The 19,496-nt window shown below is 40.8% G+C and carries 21 protein-coding genes; 7 read left to right on the top strand and 14 right to left on the bottom strand.

Going from position 1 to position 19,496, the window contains the following annotated elements:
• Positions 1-198 precede the first annotated feature (198 nt).
• From PBF_RS21505 to ispG, 3 genes are all read left to right on the top strand, one after another.
• A complete protein-coding gene (locus PBF_RS21505) occupies positions 199-969 on the top strand; it encodes a DUF1189 domain-containing protein (protein WP_035332701.1) in 771 nt (256 codons plus the stop codon).
• 148 nt (positions 970-1,117) lie between these two features.
• The gene (locus PBF_RS21500) at positions 1,118-1,447 is read left to right on the top strand and encodes a hypothetical protein (RefSeq protein ID WP_035332699.1); all 330 of its coding nucleotides are present in this window, start codon (positions 1,118-1,120) and stop codon (positions 1,445-1,447) included.
• A 117-nt stretch (positions 1,448-1,564) separates the two neighbouring features.
• Complete coding sequence (gene ispG, locus PBF_RS21495; RefSeq protein WP_197200753.1) at positions 1,565-2,677, top strand: flavodoxin-dependent (E)-4-hydroxy-3-methylbut-2-enyl-diphosphate synthase; 1,113 nt, start codon at positions 1,565-1,567, stop codon at positions 2,675-2,677.
• A 76-nt stretch (positions 2,678-2,753) separates the two neighbouring features.
• Here ispG and PBF_RS21490 read toward each other — a convergent pair whose 3' ends face one another.
• Positions 2,754-3,218, bottom strand: a complete 465-nt coding sequence (locus tag PBF_RS21490) for a DUF4190 domain-containing protein (RefSeq protein ID WP_035332696.1) — start codon at positions 3,216-3,218, stop codon at positions 2,754-2,756.
• Positions 3,219-3,403: 185 nt separating this feature from the next.
• On the opposite strand from PBF_RS21490, the gene PBF_RS21485 reads away from it, so the two are divergent.
• A complete protein-coding gene (locus tag PBF_RS21485; protein WP_035332695.1) occupies positions 3,404-3,988 on the top strand; it encodes a nucleotidase in 585 nt (194 codons plus the stop codon).
• Between the two features lie 27 nt (positions 3,989-4,015).
• On the opposite strand, the gene PBF_RS21480 is transcribed toward PBF_RS21485, so the two are convergent.
• Genes PBF_RS21480 through PBF_RS21470 form a run of 3 tightly spaced genes read right to left on the bottom strand, consistent with a single transcriptional unit; the run spans position 4,016 to position 6,115 of the window.
• Positions 4,016-4,426, bottom strand: a complete 411-nt coding sequence (locus tag PBF_RS21480) for a Fur family transcriptional regulator (RefSeq protein ID WP_035332694.1) — start codon at positions 4,424-4,426, stop codon at positions 4,016-4,018.
• A 52-nt stretch (positions 4,427-4,478) separates the two neighbouring features.
• On the bottom strand, positions 4,479-5,321 hold the full coding sequence (locus PBF_RS21475) for a metal ABC transporter permease (RefSeq protein ID WP_035332693.1): 843 nt from the start codon (positions 5,319-5,321) through the stop codon (positions 4,479-4,481).
• Positions 5,318-6,115 (bottom strand): metal ABC transporter ATP-binding protein, encoded by a 798-nt coding sequence (locus tag PBF_RS21470; RefSeq protein WP_035332692.1) that lies wholly within the window; start codon positions 6,113-6,115, stop codon positions 5,318-5,320. The genes PBF_RS21475 and PBF_RS21470 overlap by 4 nt, the downstream gene beginning before the upstream one ends.
• A 158-nt stretch (positions 6,116-6,273) precedes the next feature.
• On the opposite strand from PBF_RS21470, the gene PBF_RS21465 reads away from it, so the two are divergent.
• Positions 6,274-6,528, top strand: a complete 255-nt coding sequence (locus tag PBF_RS21465; protein WP_035332728.1) for a DUF2624 domain-containing protein — start codon at positions 6,274-6,276, stop codon at positions 6,526-6,528.
• A gap of 67 nt (positions 6,529-6,595) precedes the next feature.
• Here PBF_RS21465 and PBF_RS21460 read toward each other — a convergent pair whose 3' ends face one another.
• On the bottom strand, positions 6,596-7,489 hold the full coding sequence (locus PBF_RS21460; protein ID WP_035332691.1) for a deoxyribonuclease IV: 894 nt from the start codon (positions 7,487-7,489) through the stop codon (positions 6,596-6,598).
• A gap of 24 nt (positions 7,490-7,513) precedes the next feature.
• Positions 7,514-8,824, bottom strand: coding sequence for a DEAD/DEAH box helicase (locus PBF_RS21455; RefSeq protein WP_035332690.1), 1,311 nt, complete (start codon positions 8,822-8,824; stop codon positions 7,514-7,516).
• A gap of 400 nt (positions 8,825-9,224) precedes the next feature.
• Between PBF_RS21455 and PBF_RS21450 the strand changes: the two genes are divergently transcribed.
• Entirely contained in the window at positions 9,225-9,704 is a 480-nt protein-coding gene (locus tag PBF_RS21450) for a YqfQ family protein (protein WP_235192308.1), read from the top strand.
• Between the two features lie 167 nt (positions 9,705-9,871).
• The gene (locus tag PBF_RS21445) at positions 9,872-10,822 is read left to right on the top strand and encodes a 4-hydroxy-3-methylbut-2-enyl diphosphate reductase (protein ID WP_035332688.1); all 951 of its coding nucleotides are present in this window, start codon (positions 9,872-9,874) and stop codon (positions 10,820-10,822) included.
• Positions 10,823-10,992: 170 nt separating this feature from the next.
• On the opposite strand, the gene PBF_RS21440 is transcribed toward PBF_RS21445, so the two are convergent.
• From PBF_RS21440 to PBF_RS21405, 8 genes are all read right to left on the bottom strand, one after another.
• Entirely contained in the window at positions 10,993-12,108 is a 1,116-nt protein-coding gene (locus PBF_RS21440; RefSeq protein WP_035332687.1) for a Nif3-like dinuclear metal center hexameric protein, read from the bottom strand.
• Entirely contained in the window at positions 12,105-12,812 is a 708-nt protein-coding gene (locus PBF_RS21435; protein ID WP_035332686.1) for a tRNA (adenine(22)-N(1))-methyltransferase, read from the bottom strand. Before PBF_RS21435 ends, PBF_RS21440 begins: the two co-directional genes overlap by 4 nt.
• Positions 12,813-12,962: 150 nt before the next feature.
• Positions 12,963-13,328: a cytochrome c550 gene (gene cccA, locus PBF_RS21430; RefSeq protein WP_026583849.1), complete on the bottom strand. Its 366-nt coding sequence runs from the start codon at positions 13,326-13,328 to the stop codon at positions 12,963-12,965.
• 204 nt (positions 13,329-13,532) lie between these two features.
• Positions 13,533-14,672, bottom strand: a complete 1,140-nt coding sequence (locus PBF_RS21425; RefSeq protein ID WP_035332685.1) for an acyl-CoA dehydrogenase — start codon at positions 14,670-14,672, stop codon at positions 13,533-13,535.
• Positions 14,673-14,775: 103 nt separating this feature from the next.
• Entirely contained in the window at positions 14,776-15,312 is a 537-nt protein-coding gene (locus PBF_RS21420) for a hypothetical protein (RefSeq protein WP_235192307.1), read from the bottom strand.
• A 63-nt stretch (positions 15,313-15,375) separates the two neighbouring features.
• Positions 15,376-16,500: an RNA polymerase sigma factor RpoD gene (gene rpoD / locus PBF_RS21415; protein ID WP_035332682.1), complete on the bottom strand. Its 1,125-nt coding sequence runs from the start codon at positions 16,498-16,500 to the stop codon at positions 15,376-15,378.
• A 107-nt stretch (positions 16,501-16,607) separates the two neighbouring features.
• The gene (gene dnaG, locus PBF_RS21410) at positions 16,608-18,425 is read right to left on the bottom strand and encodes a DNA primase (RefSeq protein ID WP_035332681.1); all 1,818 of its coding nucleotides are present in this window, start codon (positions 18,423-18,425) and stop codon (positions 16,608-16,610) included.
• Positions 18,426-18,464: 39 nt separating this feature from the next.
• Entirely contained in the window at positions 18,465-18,905 is a 441-nt protein-coding gene (locus PBF_RS21405) for a YaiI/YqxD family protein (RefSeq protein WP_235192306.1), read from the bottom strand.
• Positions 18,906-19,496 lie beyond the last annotated feature (591 nt).

Genomic DNA, 19,496 nt, shown 5'->3' with positions numbered 1-19,496 from the left:
ACAATTATTAAAGGTATTCAAGATAAAAGTAAATAAAATCAGATCCAAATTTACAATTCCTTAACATTAGGCCCTAATATTACATTTTTATTACAAAATACCAAAAAGTATTGCATTTATTCTATGAGATTATTTCCCTTGTAACTCCTTGGGATTTGGCTAAAATAAGAATGTGAATCTTAAAAAGGGTGTGTGCAAATGAATATTTTTGTTCAGTTTTATAAAAGTTTGTTTTCTCCTAAAGATATTGCTTTATTCAGGCATCAGGGAATAGGCAAGACTATTTTGTATGTTTTTTTCCTTACCCTGCTGTCAGTATTACCAACCGTATTTTATTCCGGGGCAGGGATCATGAATGGCTTCAATGCTATTGATGAAACCATTGATAATCAATTACCCAATTTTGAAATAACAGATGGACAGCTTTACACAGATGAAAAAGCACCAGTTACCATCAGCAAGGATGACTTTACAATCATTGTTGATTCGACTGGTGCAGTTGATCCTTCAGTTCTAACCGAAAGCGGCAATACGATTGCTTTTTTGACAAATGAAGTTTACATACGTGCAGAAGGACAGGAACAGACATATCCATACTCGATGCTGTCAGGCAGCACAATTTCCAAAAGTGATCTTTCCGAGTTCCTTGCTTCTGCAGAATCCCTTATGCCGATTATTATTTCCTTAATAGGGATTGTCATTTATATTTTTGCAGCGGGCATTCGATTTATTGAGATATCCTTTTTAGCACTGGCAGGCCTTCTTATCAAAAAAACTCTTGCCAAAAAACTGGAATACCGCCAGTTATGGCGCATGTCTGCCTACAGCATTACTTTGCCGGCCATTTTCTTTACTATCATGTCAGCCCTGCAAACCACCGTGCAAAACGGGGCAATTATTAACTGGCTTGTTTCCCTTATTATTCTTCTGCTTGCCATTAGGGAAGTTCCTGCTCATAACCCAAAATAAAACGTGCACCCAGCGCGTTTTTTATTTTGCATTAAAATAATTCTCTTGTGTCTGCAGAATAATAAAAAGAGATCTTTTGTTGGTCTAAGCAAGATAGGACAAGCATACATATTGGGTAAACATGCTATTTGCAGGAGGTTTGTCCAATATGAAAAAACTTGCGGGAGTATTGCTTTCAGTCCTTGTAATTTACGTAATTTTTTATGACCTGAATCATGGTACACTCCCAGCTGGGCAAAACCCGTCTATGGAGGCCGGCACAATTCCATCTGCAGAAACAGACGCAGGCTTTTTTGAGAAAAAGGTCAATCCGGGAGAGACAGTTCTTTCAATAATTGAACTAAACCTTGATGGGCCAATTCCGGTTGGCATAGACCAGTTGGTATCTGACTTCGCAGAATTGAACAATGGAATGCAGCCAGAAGAAATAAAATCCGGTGAAACCTATAAATTCCCAAAATATAGTCAGGGCAACTAATCATCATTCTTGTCAACATCAGCGGTTCATTGATACAATAGAGTGGACCTTCTCTAACAGCGTACTACTCAATTGTTGTATGAATAGAATAAAAGGAGCGAATCTCCATTGAGTGAAATAATACATCGCACGAAAACAAGGCCTGTAAAAGTTGGGCCTTTAACAATTGGCGGAAGCAATGAGCTGTTCATTCAGAGCATGACCACAACCAAAACACATGATGTTGAAGCAACTGTAGCCGAAATTAAAAGACTGGAAGAAGCAGGCTGCCAGGTCGTACGTGTTGCTTGCCCTGATGAAAGAGCTGCAAATGCCATAGCAGATATTAAAAGACAAATTAACATACCGCTTGTTGTTGATATCCACTTTGATTACAAGCTGGCTCTAAAGGCTATCGAGGGCGGCGCAGATAAAATCCGCATTAATCCCGGAAATATCGGGAAACGTGAAAAAGTGGAAGCAGTCGTCAAGGCTGCCAAAGCAAAAGGAATACCTATCCGGATTGGGGTAAATGCCGGTTCTCTCGAAAAAAGGATCCTCGAGAAATACGGATACCCTACAGCAGATGGCATGGTTGAAAGTGCCCTCCATCATATCAAAATCTTAGAAGACCTTGATTTCCATGACATCATCGTTTCCATGAAGGCATCCGATGTTAATTTGGCCATTGAGGCTTATGAAAAAGCAGCACAAGCATTTGACTACCCTCTGCATTTAGGTATAACAGAATCAGGCACACTTTTTGCCGGTACTGTGAAAAGCGCCGCTGGGCTCGGAGCAATCTTAAGCAAAGGCATTGGAAATACGTTAAGAATTTCATTGAGCGCTGACCCGGTTGAAGAAGTCAAGGTTGCCCGGGAGCTTCTCAAAGTGTTCGGCTTATCCTCCAATGCCGCTACACTGATCTCCTGTCCAACATGCGGACGGATTGAGATTGACTTAATCAGCATTGCTAATGAAGTGGAAGAATATATTCAAAAAATTAAAGCACCAATTAAGGTTGCTGTATTAGGCTGTGCGGTTAACGGACCTGGTGAAGCCAGGGAAGCTGATATCGGCATTGCCGGAGCCCGGGGAGAAGGCCTTCTGTTCCGCAAAGGCCAGATTGTAAGGAAGGTTCCGGAAGAAACGATGGTTGAAGAACTTAAGATTGAAATCGACAAAATCGCTGAAGAATATTTTGCAAAACAGGAAGAAGAAAAAGCACAGGCAGAAAGCTTGCAGCCATAAAAAGAACCGCACGATAAATTAAACAGAAAAGCCTGGCACCAAATTATATTTGGAAACCAGGCTTTTTTATTACTTTCTAAAAAAACGGCAGGATAAACATACCGACAATAATGGAAATCGCTCCTATGGCAATCGCCCAGCCGCCAAGGCTTTCTGAACCCCTTCTTCGAGCGATAAAACCAAGGACAATTCCTGTTGCTCCAAAAAGAACCGGCAGCACAAACAAAGATAAAATGGAAAGTGCCAGGGCTGCATAACCGACTCCTCTGCCGGCTGCAGCTGTTTCCTTCTCTTCATCCCTGTCCAATGATCTATTATAGACACCTGGCGCTGCTATTTCTGCAGAGGTTTCCTCAGAATAATTTCCCTGAACTGCATCCCTTTGGATTTCTTCATCCCGATCAAGCGATCTGCCATAGACACCTGGCGCCGCTATTTCTGCAGCAGCTTCTTCTGAGTAATCTGCTGCATCTGCTTCACCAATTCGCTCACTGTAACGGAGGTCATATTCTTCATTGGTGCGATCTTGGTCTGCCATCATTATCCCTCTCTTTCTTTGCTGTGTTCCTAAAAAAAATTTGCTTAATGGAGCATTTATAGTGTTTGCGATAATAGACTTTTTTAAGATGTTAATGTTTAACTGTCAAACCTGGCCTGCAACACTCTTTTGCAAGGCCCTGACTTTTGTTAAGATAAAGGATATATGCATTAAAGGAGATTATTATAATGAAGAAGCGCTTTGGCATTGATATAGACGGAACGGTTACCAGCCCTGAAGCCATGGTCCCGTATTTAAATGAAGCATTTAATTTGAATATTACCTTAAATGACATTAAGCAATATGATTTAACACCTTTAGTGACGATCTCAGAAGAACAATTTGCACAGTGGTTTTATGAAAATGAGCCCATTATCTACAAAAAATCTCCCCTGGCGAGAGGCGCGAAAGAAGTTCTGACCAAATGGAAACGGGAGCATGAATTGTATTTTATAAGTGCCAGGGGCTCTCACCTGCAGCAAATAACAGAGGAATGGTTTTTAGAGAACGCATTGGAGTTTGATCATATCGAACTGATCGGGAACCATGATAAAATCGAAGCTGCAAAAAAGTATGAGGTGGATATATTCTTGGAAGACAAGCATGATAATGCGGTCATGATCCATGAGGCTTGCGGAATACCTGTCATTTTATTCGATACGCCCTATAATCAGGATCCCCTTCCCAATGGCGTCATTAGAGTCCGAAACTGGAAGGAAGCCAATGCATGGACAGAAGACTGGCTGCAGCAAAAAAGAAGCATGGAAAAATAGCTCCATGCTTCTTTTTTTGTTCCTGTATTAAAAACACTCCGGGCATTTCCCATATATTTCAAATTTATGTCCTGAAACATCATATCCCTTCAGATTTTCCTGCACCTGTTTCATGGGACAGACTTCAATTTCTTTCGTTTTGCCGCAATCCAGGCATATAAAATGATGATGATGATGATCATGAGAGCACGTAAAGCGGAAATGTTTTTCGCCTGACAGCTCTGTCATTTCAAAAATACCCAGTTCCACGAATAACGATAAATTTCTGTAAATGGTATCAAAACTAAGTCCAGGGTAATTATCTTTCATTTTTTCGAGAACATCTTTAGCCGTTATATATTTATCGCTGTCAGCAAACAGCTGAAGCATCTCTTCCCTTTTCCCCGTATGCTTATAGCCTTTATCCTTTAAAAGCTGCATGGCTTCATCAACATTCATTCTTTCCACCTCTTTTTTGCTCTTAAATCATCTCGGATAGAAGTCATTACATTTATGCCGACCTAATGCCCGCAAGTTTTTTCAGCAATATTGTTGCAATCAGTATTAATACGGCAATCATGACGATTGTTCCGCCCGGGGCCAAATCAATATAGTAGGAAATAGTCAATCCGCCCAGTACAGATATTTCACCAAAAAGCATGGACAGGAAAATCGTCTGCTTGAAGCCTTTTGCAATTCTGATGCTTGCAGCAACAGGCAATGTCATAAGGGAGGAAACTAATAAAATCCCCACTATTCTCATGGAAGCAGCTATAACCAGGGCCACCATCACAATAAATATGAAGTGGACACTTTTAGCAGCTATTCCGGATGCCTTCGCATGCTCTTCATCAAATGACAGCAAAAACAATTCTTTATAGAGCAGGACCACAAGCGCAATGACAAGCACACTGATAATCAAAATAGTCCATAAATCAAGCCGGCTGACTGCACTGACGCTGCCAAACAAATAACTGAATAAATCTGTATTGAATCCGTCAGCGAGTGAAATGAATATGACTCCAAGCCCGATGCCGCCAGATAATATAATGGGAATAGCCAGCTCCTGATAATGCTTATAAACAGCTCTCAGCTTTTCAATAAACAACGACCCGGCTACAGAGAAAGCCATCCCCATATACAAAGGATTCAAACCGCTCAGACCGATAAATTTCTTTTCGAGCAGCAGGCTTGCAGCGATGCCTGCAAGTGTGACATGGCTTAAAGCATCGGCAATTAAAGATAGCCTTCTGACAACAATAAACACACCCAGAAGAGGAGCAATGATCCCGATGATCATTCCAGTTAAAAAAGCATTTTGTAAAAATTCATATTGAAGGATTCCCGAAATCATCTGTCTGCTCCTTTATCGTGGTGGTGGTGATGATGGTGATCATGGTTATGTGTCAGGACATGTACATCGTGTCCGTAGATTTCCGACATTTCATTTTTATTCAAGCTTTCAAATTCTGCTGTATTTCCATGGAAATGCAGATTTTTATTCAGGCATGCCACATGAGTGACTTTATCAGAAATTGTCCCAATATCATGCGTAACAAGCAATAAAGTAATGCCCAGCTCCTTATTTAAATCATCCAGCATTTCATAAAAGGACTGAACATTTTTCACATCCACACCTACTGTAGGTTCATCCAATATTAATAATTTCGGGTCGCTTACCAATGCCCGGGCGATGAAGACCCGCTGCTGCTGCCCGCCTGAAAGCTCGCCAATATTACGTCCTGCATACTCATGCATGCCAACAGATTCAATTGCACGCATGACTTTTGCCTGATCGGCCTTGCCCATAAATTTAAAAAGCCCCAGCTTCTTTGTAAGGCCGCTTGAAACGACTTCAAAGACTGTTGCCGGGAATCCTGTATTAAATGAATTTGCCTTTTGAGAAACAAATCCAATATTCTGCCAATCCTTAAATCGGCTGATTTCCTGGCCGAATAGTTTGACGCTCCCCTTCTGTACTTTTAGCAAATTCAGAATAAGCTTTAAAAGGGTTGATTTACCCGACCCATTGGGACCTACAATTCCGAGGAAATCTCCTGAATTAATGGTCAGATTGATATCCTCAAGAACATTCTCTTTCTCATATCTATAAGAAACATGAGCTATTTCAATTATTGGCTGTTCCATTTTTATCACCTAAAATATTAAGAATCATTACGATTTACTAACACAGTATACAGGAACCTGCATTTAAAGTAAAGGTACATGCTTTTATGGTAAATCTTAAAACTTATTGTCACTATTCACATACTTCGCTCATACAGTACTGAGGAGGAGTGATGAAAATGAAAATATTCGAAAACATCATTAATCATAAATTAAGTAATATAACAGCAGATGAATTATTAAAATATGGAGAGCAGTTCAACATCCAGATAACAAAAGCGCAGGCCCAAAAAATTGCAGATCATTTGAGAGGCAAACAGGTAAACATCTTTGATGACCGGGAAAGGACAAAAATCATAAAGGAAATTGCCAGGATTGCCGGCCCGGAAACTGCAAGGGAAGTAAACAGGCTATTTTTGCAATTTACAAAATAGAACTTAGTTTATGATACTTAATTTTCATGCAAAAAGCTGTGCAGCTCAGGCACAGCTTTTTACTATTTTATACAGCCGTAATAGCTTCTAATAGGCTTTCATTGAATTCCTGGCTGCGCAGCATATCAATTTCATGTTTATAAGGGGCTTTTTTATTATTTTTATCTTCGCCAACATAAGGAGTCTCCAGAATTTTAGGGATATCCTTTAATTGAGGATGATGGACAATATAATTTAACGCGCTGAAGCCGATGTGGCCGAAGCCGATATTTGCATGACGGTCTTTACGCATTCCGCGCTCATTCTTGCTGTCGTTAATATGGAGAACTTTCAGGCGGTCAAGTCCAATAACTTTATCGAATTCGTCCAATACCCCATCAAAATCATTCACAATGTCATATCCTGCATCATGTATATGGCAAGTATCAAAGCATACAGATAAGTGATTGTTATAATTGACTCCCTCTATAATCATAGCCAGCTCTTCAAAGGATCTCCCGCACTCCGATCCTTTTCCGGCCATGGTCTCAAGTGCGATCTGCACATTTTCTTCGCCGTTTAAGACTTCATTTAAGCCTTCTACGATCTTTTTGATGCCGGCCTCCGTTCCTGCCCCAACATGGGCGCCGGGATGGAGAACGATCTGGTTAGCTCCAATCGCTTCGGTGCGGTCGATTTCAGAGCGAAGAAAATTAACGCCTAATTCAAATGTTGAAGGGTTTACAGTATTCCCGATATTGATAATATAAGGAGCATGTACAACAATATCAGCAATCCCGTTCTCTGCCATATGCTTCAGTCCGGCTTCAATGTTAAGATCTTCGATTTTTTTTCTTCTTGTGTTTTGCGGAGCTCCTGTATAGATCATAAATGTATTGGAGCCATATGAAACAGCTTCTTCACTTGCTGCTAAAAGCATTTTTTTCCCGCTCATGGAAACATGTGATCCAATTTTCAGCATGACAATACCTCTCCCTTTAATTCTTTATTTACGCTTGATTCTTCTTTCGCGTTTTTTTATTTTATCCATTTCCCATTTCATTTTCTTTTTATAGCCTGGTTTTACTTTTTTCGGTTTTTTCACCAATGAAGCGGCTTTTTTATCAATGTCATCTGTTTGTTTCTGTCTTGTTTTCCTCTTATTGCGATTATCCAGATCTGTCCATTCACCTTTTTGCAGATCTTTGTGCCTGAATTCGATCCCCATTTTTTCAAGCCTGTTCAATGCATCCTCATCGGAGATCTCATAGACAGTTAAAGCAATTCCTGAGAAACCTGCACGCGCTGTCCGCCCAACCCGATGTATATAGAAATCAAGATCTGTTGGAAGTTCATAGTTAATTACATGGCTGATTCCCTGTATATCAATGCCCCGGGCAGCCAGGTCTGTAGCCACAATATATTGAAACTCCAGGTCGAGAATCTGCTTCATCATTTTCTTTCGTTCACGCGGGTTAAGGTCCCCATGGATACGTCCAACTTTCAGACCTTTGCTGATTAATCCGTCTGCCACTTCATCTGCTTTTTTCTTGGTGTTGGTGAAAACAATGGCTAAGTAAGGATTTAAGGAAGTCAGTGCCTGATAGACCAGCTCCACTTTATTGCGGTGTTTGGACGGCAGAAGCCAGTGCTCAATATTGGCTGCTGCGGCCTGCTTAGGCTCCACGTGAACATATTTAGGATTTTCCATGTATTTTTTCAGGAAAGGCTTCAGTTTCTCGGGAATTGTAGCTGAGAACACCAGCATCTGCAGCTTCTCCGGCATCCTTGCTGCAATCTGATCAACATCTTCAATGAACCCCATATCAAGCATTAAATCTGCTTCATCCACAATAAGAATTTCGGCAGTATGCACAAACAATGCCTGTTCCTTTACAAGGTCATTGATCCTTCCCGGTGTTCCTACAACCACATGAGGCTGCTTTTTTAGCTTTTCAATGGTTCTCTGCTTGTCCGTACCGCCAATATAGCATCGTGCAGTTATTTCTTCTCCCTCCGGACAATGCTCTGTAACCTTAAGAATTTCATGATATATCTGATTGGCAAGCTCTCTGGTAGGAGCTGTAATAATAGCCTGAACCTCCTGGCGGGAAGGATCAACTTTGTGAAGGATAGGCAGCACGTATGAATGGGTTTTTCCTGTGCCTGTCTGTGATTGTCCTATTGCGCTTTCGCCCTTCAGCACGGCAGGAATCATTCTTTCCTGAATTTCTGTCGGCTCATAAAAGCCAAAATCTTTAACCGCTTCTATAATAAATGGCTTTAAATTAAATCGGTCAAATTTCGTTTCGTTCATATAAAAACTCCTCAATTATTCAGATTCGCCCTGGTTCAGGCTCCATCCGAAATATATATTAGTGAGTAAGATCTACTAGTATCAACTGACAACTTGCTGGTTCCGAGCTTTTCTTACATCCTGTTATTATAATAAAGTTTCCTGCAAATAACCACTCAAACCGCATTTATATTTTTATGATGAGCTTTTTAGGTGATTTTATAAATAAATTGGTTCCTTCTGCATTAATGCCTAAACCAAAATGGGATAAACGCATACTTTATAATATGAATTTTTTATTAAAGAAGCAGAAATGTGCAGCGAAAGGAGGCCATTGAATATGATGCCAGGCTCGAGACCCCCTATGCGAGGAGGGATGCACCCGCATCCTTTTATGCCCCCAATGCAGGGAAGACCTCCCATGGGGCCAATGATGAGCGGTCCTCCGGGAATGAAACGAGGAGGAGGATTGCTCTCCAAAATATTAGGAAAAGGAAATGCCCAGCCTACAGCAGGAATGGGAGCAGCCAGAACTGCAGGAGGCTCACAGGCAGGCGGAGGCATCCTTCAGGCAATAAGCAATCCATCTTCCATAAACGGCTTTTTAACCAACACTCAAAAGGTATTAAATACAGCACAGCAGTTCGGACCCATGGTTCAGCAGTATGGGCCGCTGGTCAGGAATCTTCCTGCCATGTGGAAGCTTTATAGAGGCATAAAGGATGCACCTGAAGCTGATGAGAAAGCTTCTGAAGCTAAAGTGGAATCCCCTCAAGCCAATACTGAGAAAAAGAAACAGAATTCGAAGCCAAAAAATACAAAAAAGGAACATGCGATGGAACAGCCCGCTGTCAAGCGATCATCGGCAGAAGGTATCTCCAGACCAAAATTATATATTTAAAGAAAAGGATGCCGGGGCATTCTTTTTTTCTTTTTCCTTAAGAAAATTACTCCTTTTGTATTATCGGTTTATCTCTTATATAATAGAGGTGCAATACGGAGTTTATCCGTTAGAAACAGAACTCAGTTCAATTCATATATAAGCTTTTAATTAGGGAGGATATACAGATGAACGTCATAAAAATCTCTCCTCGGGGGTATTGTTACGGTGTGGTGGATGCAATGGTTATTGCGAGGAACGCTGCACTTGATCCGACTTTGCCGAGACCCATCTATATTTTGGGTATGATCGTCCATAATAAACATGTGACAGATGCTTTTGAAGAGGAAGGCATTGTTACACTCGATGGAAAAGACCGCAAAGAAATCTTAGATAAAGTCGATAAAGGCACTGTCATTTTTACAGCCCACGGCATTTCACCTGAAGTGCGGGAAGCAGCGAAACAAAAAGGCCTTGTGACACTTGATGCAACATGCCCTGATGTAACAAGAACGCATGATCTGATCAGGGAAAAGGAAAAGGAAGGTTTTCAAATCATTTACATTGGCAAAAAAGGCCATCCAGAACCTGAAGGTGCAGTTGGGGTCGCTCCTCATGCAGTTCATTTAGTGCAGACTGTTGAGGATGTAAATGAACTTAACATGCAGGCTGATAAAATACTGGTGACAAATCAGACTACAATGAGCCAATGGGATGTTGTCCATGTAATGGATCAGATAAAGGAAAAATACCCGCACGCAGAATTCCACAAAGAAATCTGCATGGCTACCCAGGTCCGCCAGGAAGCAGTAGCAGAGCAAGCTGGACAGGCCGATGTATTAATCGTTGTGGGTGACCCGAAGAGCAATAACTCCAATCGTCTTGCACAGGTATCAGAAGAAATTGCCGGTACAAAAGCCTACCGCATTGCTGATATTACTGAACTGGATTTGAATTGGATTAAAGATGCATCAACAGTTGCCGTTACAGCAGGAGCCTCAACCCCGACACCGATTACAAAGGAAGTTATTACTTTCCTTGAACAATTTGATCCGGCTGATGAGTCCACATGGTCACGCGAAAAGAAAGTGCCGTTAAATAAAATACTTCCGAAAGTAAAGAAGCCAGCAAAGTTATAAGAAAAGCGGAAGTGAATATAAGAAAAGCGCAAGCGCCTTGCCCACCCCCTACAAGCATACCTCGAGGGGGTAGGCGCTGGAGCTAGACAGTTATCGACCTTCAAAGTTTTATACTTTCTTATCTTTTAATAAACAGAACCGGCCCTGAGGGAAGCCGGTTCTTTTGTTTATTAGACAAATTTAAACGGATCTGTATGAACTTCGGAAGGGAAAATGGATACGTTATATCCTTTTTCTTTACACATCTGAGATAATTTTTGGGTGACTCCTTTTTTCATTACCTTTTCCACATTATGGCCGGGATCAACGATATTCAGGCCCATCATCATTGCGTCATGCGCAACATGGTAATACATGTCTCCAGTCACATATACATCAGCACCCTTCATCTTTGCTGACATAAAGTACTTGTTTCCATCTCCACCCAGAACAGCAACTTTCTTCACTTTTGACGAAAAGTCGCCCACTACACGGACTCCCTCCACTTCAAGTGTTTGTTTTACATGCTCTGCAAATTCCTCCAGAGTCATCTCGCTAATTTCTCCAATTTTACCCAGACCCAGAACTTCACCCTTGTTTTCAAGCTTATAAATATCATAGGCAACTTCTTCATAAGGATGGTTTTTGAACATGGCAGACAGCACTTTCTTTTCTATTTGTTCAGGAAAAATAGTCTCAATGCAGACTTCTTCCACAGTCTCGAGCTTACCCTGCTGGCCGATATGCGGATTGGCCTCCTCATTAGGCTTAAACTGCCCTGTTCCACGGGATGCAAACGAACAATGACTGTAATTTCCAATTGAACCTGCCCCTGCGTTTCCGAGCGCTTGCCTTAGTGACTCAGCATTTTCTTCAGGTACATACACAGCGAGCTTTTTCAACACAGTTTCATATGTGGGATATAAGACTTCCGTATTGGAAAGCTTCAGTGCATCAGCCAGCATATCATTGACCCCGCCTTTGGTGATATCCAAATTCGTATGTGCTGCATAAACAGCTATATCATGTTTGATAAGCTTTTCAATAATTCTTCCTGCTGGAGTATCAGTGGGAATTTTTTGCAGAGGTCTGTAGATTAAAGGATGATGAGCAATGATCAGCTGCACTTTCTTTTCAATTGCCTCATCAACGACTTCCTCCAGAACATCAAGGGCAACCATGACATTTTCAACAGGAGTGTTAAGCCTGCCAACCTGGAGGCCAATCTTGTCTCCATCCATCGCATACCCTTTTGGGGAAAACTGTTCAAATAGTTGGATAATCTCATGTCCATTTATTTTTTTCACTGCATCAGTACCTCCTCTGTCATTTTGATTTTCTCCTTTAACTCCTGTTTTCTCTTCTCTGTTTCACTGGAGTATGCTGCTTTTTCAAGCTGCAAAAGGATTCTCTCCCAATTCTTCTTTTCACCGAGCCACTTGTTTTGAAATACGGAAGATTTTTGCTCCATAAGAAAAGGGCCCATCAGCAAACCTTGTTCTTTATTCTTGTAGGGTTTTAATGGCTCTCCTTTTTCAGCTGCAAGGATTTCATAGATCTTTCCGTCTTCTTCAAGAATTTCTTCGGCTATTAGCTCCCAGCCATTTTCAATCAGCCAGCTTCTAATCGAGATTGCACTTAAATTTGGCTGGAGAATAAGCCTCTTTACAGAAGCAAGCTTGCTCTTCCCCTCTTCAAGAATGCTCGCAATTAAAGCTCCTCCCATGCCTGCAATGGTGATGCAGTCAACTTCATTTGGCCCAATCACTTCAAGCCCGTTTCCTTTTCTTACGGAAATCTGATTTTCGAGCCCTTCCATTTTTACCTGTTTTTTGGCAGATTGATAAGGACCCTCCACCACTTCACCAGCAACAGCAAAAGGGACAATCCCTTTCTTTACTGCATAGCATGGCAAATACGCGTGGTCTGAGCCTATATCAGCTACTCGTGCGCCTGAGGGAATATAATTTGTTACAGCTTCAAGCCGATTTGATAATTTTTTTGTATTCATTCTGTCACCACTTATTTATGTATTGTAAAAAGCGCATAGCGCCTGCTCTTCCTGAGAGAAAAGCTAAAAAAGCTATCGTCAATTTTCGATAGCCTTTCTTATAGTATAAAAAAAGTCCTTTACATATGCAAAGGACTTTCATTATAGGTATTACTTAAGGCCTGCTAACCATTCAGCCATTTCGGCAGCTTTGTCTTGAGGCACTAATCCTGGAGGCATTGAGCCTTTACCGTTTACTACGATATCTGCGATCTCATCCTGTGATAAACGATCGCCTACACCTGTTAGAGCAGGACCAACTCCGCCTTGATACTGGTCACCGTGACATCCGATACAGCTCTTCTGGTAAATTTCTTCAGGGGTCGCAGCTGCAGTTTCTTCAGTTTCAGCACCGCCGCCTTCCTGCTCTTTTGCAAGCTCTTCCATATCGCCAAGACCTTTAAAAGAAACTAGGAACATTGCTACCACACCAAAAACCATAATTAACACAAATGGAATGATTGGATTGCGATTCATGATTTAACCTCCCTTATGTAAGCACATTCAGTTTAAGTAAGTATACAAACAATCTCTATTTTACTTTAAAAAAGACAGAAGGAAAAGCCCTATTATAAACTTTGTCAAATCTTGTTCATAAAATGGACAAAAACTCCATCTTGAGGATGGAGTTTTTGCTAATTATTTCACCTGCATATCTCATTCATACCATACAATATAATTTTAGCATCCGATGAGGCGCGCAATGACCATTCTTTGTACTTCAGAGGTCCCTTCACCGATCTCTGTGAGCTTACCGTCCCTCATGTACCGCTCTACATGATATTCCTTCATATAGCCGTATCCGCCGTGGATCTGAACAGCCTGGTCGGCGATTTCCATACAGATTTCAGAGGCATAGAGCTTGCACATAGAAGCTTCTTTGGCAAATGGTTTTCCCTGGTCTTTCAGCCAGGCAGCCTTGTAGACCATATTTCGTGCCAATTCAATTTTCATCGCCATATCTGCAAGTTTAAATTGAATTGCTTGGAAGTTTGAGAGAGAACGGCCGAACTGCTGGCGCTCTTTTGCATATTGAAGTGCCTTTTCGTAAGCAGCCTGCGCTATCCCCAAAGCCATTGCTCCAATACCAATACGCCCTCCATCCAGTGTAATTAAAAACTGTTTGAAGCCCTCGCCTTTTTTGCCGAGCAAGTGCTCAGTCGGAACGCGTACGTCTTCAAGTACAAGTTCAGTTGTATTCGAGGCATTGAGTCCCATTTTTTCATAATTATCGATAACGGTAAATCCTTCTGCATCCGTTGGCACAATAATCGCACTGATTTCTTTTTTTCCATCCACTTCACCCGTGACAGCAGTCAAAGCTAAATGCTTCGCATAGCTGGCATTCGTAATGAAGCATTTATTACCATTAATGATATATTCACCATCTTTTTGGACAGCTGTTGTTCTAGTACCGCCAGCATCTGAGCCTGCATTAGGCTCTGTCAGCCCGAAAGCTCCAAAAGACTCACCTGTACAGATAGGCACCAGATACTTTTGCTTCTGCTCTTCCGTACCGAATAAATAAAGCGGTGCTCCCCCAAGTGATATATGCGCGGAATAAGTGATTCCAGTTGACGCGCAAGCCCTGCTCAACTCCTCTGTTACAATAGCAAAGCTAACAGTATCTGCACCTGCGCCACCATATTCTTCAGGGAAAGGAAGCCCCATCAAGCCAAGGTCAGCCATTTTCTTAAATACTTCTATTGGAAATTCCTTAGTACGATCTCTTTCCAAAGCTCCCGGTGCCACTTCTTCCTGAGCAAATTCCCTGATTGTTTTAAGGATCATATTCTGTTCTGCAGTCAAGTCAAAATTCATGTACATCCCCCTTATAAGAACAAAAATTGTATACGCTTTCATTACTATTATATAAGGGATGTTAGAGTTTTCTCAACATTTAAAAACTTTTTAAAATATTTTATTATACGAATATAGAAATAACTATTAAAAAGAATCCGAGCCCTCCTGATATCCATAAATATAGAAACTTCCATTTTAATCCTGCATACAGCCAAAGAACACAATTCATCACTAGGGAAACATAGAGAATTCTCTCGTTATCGGGATATATCTCTGATACAAAACCAACAGATCCCATCAGTAAAATCAAAGCTGCTGAGATGATAGGGACATGCATCACTTTTACTTTTCTAGAAAAATAAAAAACAAAGAAAATACACGCAGAAAAGAAAAGTATTAAAATGACGGTTTGCAAAGTAATAGACAATTCAGTAAAATAAATTAATAAAGCAGAAATTGGAATCAGCAGCAGGGTGATAAGGTTGGCAAGATATAACAGCACTTTATTTTTACGTTTTTTTGCTTCCTCCGGCTGATTTCCTTCCGTGTAAAGAGCAAGGAGGTAGTCACAATATTGATCAGGGAGCATTCGGCTCTTTTTCCAATGCAGCAGTTCGTTAACAATGATTTTTTTCCTGTTTTCTTCCAACCATAGCACATCCTGTCAAAAAAATAGTTTACTTCCATTTTAAGAAGTAAACTATCCACTGGCAATTATTTTTTATTCTAAAAAGTCTTTTAAACGTTTGCTTCTGCTCGGATGGCGCAGTTTTCTTAAGGCTTTGGCCTCAATTTGGCGAATACGTTCGCGGGTAACGCCAAATACTTTTCCAACTTCCTCCAGAGTCCTGGTGCGTCCATCGTCTAGACCGAACCGAAGACGCAGAACGTTTTCTTCACGGTCAGTCAGTGTGTCCAGAACATCTTCAAGCTGTTCTTTCAGGAGCTCGTATGCCGCATGCTCTGATGGAGAAGTGGCATCCTGATCTTCGATAAAGTCACCTAAGTGAGAGTCATCCTCTTCACCAATAGGTGTTTCTAATGAAACAGGCTCCTGTGCAATCTTAAGAATTTCTCTTACTTTATCTGGAGTTAAATCCATATCTTCAGCAATTTCTTCTGGTGTTGGTTCACGGCCAAGATCCTGAAGAAGCTGGCGCTGAACACGAATCAATTTATTGATGGTTTCCACCATATGGACAGGAATACGAATGGTTCTGGCCTGGTCAGCAATCGCTCTCGTAATGGCCTGGCGAATCCACCATGTTGCATACGTACTGAACTTAAATCCTTTGCGGTAGTCAAATTTTTCAACCGCTTTAATCAGTCCCATATTTCCTTCCTGGATAAGGTCAAGGAACAGCATTCCGCGTCCTACATACCTTTTAGCGATACTTACAACCAATCTGAGGTTCGCTTCTGCCAGACGTCTCTTCGCCTCTTCGTCGCCTTCCTCAATTCGATTGGCGAGTGCAATCTCTTCTTCTGCAGAGAGTAAATCAACACGTCCAATTTCTTTTAAGTACATACGGACAGGATCATTAATTTTCACACCCGGAGGAACACTTAAATCATTAAGATCAAATTCTTCCTCATTTTTTGCAAGTTCCTGAACATTTGGATCTTCATTTTCATTATCTCCGACTAACTCAACACCCTGATCTCCGAGGAATTCATAGAATTCATCCATCTGGTGGGAATCGAGTTCAAATTGAGACAATCTTTCTGCTATATCATCATAGGCAAGGACACCTGTCTTTTTTCCTATTTCAACTAATTGATCTTTCGCTTGTTCAAGGGTCAATTCTGTATCAACCTCTTTTGAACGGGCCGACTTTTCAGCCATATGTCCCCCTCCTTCCAAAAATCACACACATTCTGATACATCTTCAAATGGGACCATTATTAGGCGACGCTTAATCCCAAAACATTTATTTAAGGCATAAAGCCTTTTTATAGTGACTTTCGCAAATGAAGAATCTCCATTGCAATTAAAGCCGCTTTAGCATAATCTTTTTGGCGTTCTGCTTCCTTTTCTTCATTTAGTTTTTCTTTTATTTTTAACATCTTTTGATAATTCAACACCTGTTTAATGTAATCTGATAATTCCTGTTCGCTTATTTCATCGTTTATGGACATCATTTCTATATCCACCACAATGCGCTTAAGCTTTTCATCATTTATAAAATTTATGAATGCGCTCGGATCAGGCGTATGGCCTTTTTCGTAGAAACCTAAAAGATAGGTAATAATAGCCTGGTGCTCATCGATGTTAAATGTATTTCCCTGAAGCATATCCTGAACTTTAAATGCTATGTCACTATTCCTGAGCATATGAGCAATCAGCCTTCTCTCCGCTGTATGGTAAGCGGGTTTAAGACTGTCAGCCCTTTTGGGTATCTGCAGCCTTTTTTGATGCTCGAAAACACCTTTGCCCTTCTGGCTGTTTTTTCTCTTCTCCGTATAAAAGACCTGTTTTTGCTGCTCTTTCAAGGCTTCCAGAGAAAGTGAAAATTCATTTGCAAGCTGGCGAAGATAATGATCTCTTTCCACTGCTTTATCAAGCCGGCTGATTTCCTTTAATACCTCTTCGATATAAAGGAGCCTATCTCCTTCATTTTGAAGCCTTTTGCCTCTTCGGAGATAGAGAAGCTTGAATGCCATAAAGGTTATGCTGGAGTCGATTACATCATGACGAAATTTTTCTTCCCCATATTCTTTAATATAATCATCCGGATCATAGCCGTCAGGCATGAGTGCCACTCTGATCTGGCAGCCTGCTTCCATTAGCAGGTTTGCTGCCCGGTATGCGGCTTCAATACCGGCATTATCGGAATCGTAACAGATCGTGATTGATTGAACATTTCTTCTTAAGGAAGCAACATGTTCTTCAGTTAAAGCAGTGCCCATCGTACCAACGCCATTACCGACACCAGCACGATCAGCGGCGATTACATCTGCAAACCCTTCAAAAAGAACGGCTCTCTGCAATTTTTTTATCTGTGGTCTCGCCAAATGAAAATTATATAAAGTTTTGCTTTTATTGAAGATTGCTGTTTCAGGACTATTTAAATATTTGGGCTCATCGGCCCCCAGTGATCTCCCTGAAAAAGCTATCGTATTTCCGCTGCGGTCGAAAATCGGGAACATAATTCTATCTCTGAAGCGGTCAAAATAGTTCCCATCTTTCTCCCTTTTAATGATCAGTCCTGCTCTTTCCATGACATCTTCGGGGAACTTTCTTTTAGTTAGGAACTTGAAGACAAAATCCCACGACTTCAATGAATAACCGATTTGAAATTTCTCGATCGATTCCATTGTAAATCCTCTATTGAGCAGATATTCTAATGCATGCTGACCATCTTTTGTGTTTACAAGCAGATGGTGATAAAATTTACGCAGAAGCTCATGGGCTTCCATCATCTGCTGTAAATCCACAGGCATTGATTTTCCTGATGCTGCGGATGCCGCATCAATTTCAAGCTTGACATTTCCCTTTTCAGCGAGTTTTAGTGCAGCTTCCTGAAAGGAATATCCTTCTAAATCCATTAAGAAAGAAAATGCATTGCCTCCTGCTCCGCACCCAAAGCAATGGTAGATTTGCTTTTCGGGTGATACAGAAAAGGAAGGAGTATTTTCGCCATGAAAAGGACAAAGCCCAAAGTAGTTGCGTCCCTGCTTGTTTAATTGAATATAGTCGCCAATGACATCAACAATATCTACAGCTTGCCGAATTTCATTTACTTTCTCCTCGGCGATCCGTTCTGCCATATGAACAACTCCATTACTTACTCAGGTATTCGATAAACATTACTGAATCCCTTCAAAATTCGACAAAATCTTTGTCAATTGCTGCACAAACCTGGATCGGTCCTCTTGTCTAAATGGTTTTGGACCTTTCCCATAAACCCCTCTTCTTCGCGCCTTCGCTGAAAGATGCCTCATTTCCAAAGCGGTTCGAATTTCACTTTCTTCAAATAAAATTCCCCTGGGAGAAAGGACATAAACACCCTTTAACAAAAGAGTTGATGCCAATCCAATATCTTGAGTTACAACAGCATCTCCTGATTTCACATAATTCATTATGAATAAATCTGCAGCCTCCTTACTGCTGTCAACAAATTTCCAGACAGCCCCATTCAAGTCATTTTGCATATGGGCATAGGAAGCAACAAATACTGCGTCCACAGTAAAAGAATTGGCTATTTCGACAATTTCTTCTTTTACAGGACAGGAATCAGCATCCACCATAATGATTGGTTTGCCTAATGTTCTAATAATTCTACATCACTCCGCATAATCCTTCTTTACATGAATAACTTTTGCATAGTGAGATATGTCGAATTTTTTCTTGGCCGAAAGCTTGACATGCCACAATAAATAGTTTATTCCTTGGCAATGAACTCTAAACCTATTCGGGTACATTTTTATCACAATTTTTTATTATAGTACATTAATCTCTATTTTGCCATTATTTTATCTGGAAAGAATATAATTTAATTTAAAGGTTTTCCATTATAAAAGCGATTTTTAGAATGAGCTTTAGTTCCGGGTTCATAATTGGTGTTTTATAGATAGTTGCATTATATATAGATTATACCCGCTTAGTACGGGGTACTTGCTTTCCGTGGGGAGGAACAGAGCTCCTCCCGCAGAACATTGAATAAGCTCCCTCGAATTATACCGCACGAAGAAAATGCGGCAGCATTTTCGAGGATCAAGTCCCCTCCGCTCCAATCAACTCATCAAATAAAATTTACTTTGAAGTAAATGACTAAAAAAGTCTGACTGTAAGTTTAAGTAGAGTAAGAAACTGATTTCGAAGGGATAGCTTACGCTATC

It is taken from the genome of Cytobacillus firmus DS1, assembly GCF_000565285.1.
GTDB lineage: Bacteria > Bacillota > Bacilli > Bacillales > Cytobacillaceae > Cytobacillus > Cytobacillus firmus_A.
Note: the sequence above shows the minus strand (reverse complement) of the source record. Positions and strands in the feature narration are given on the sequence as shown.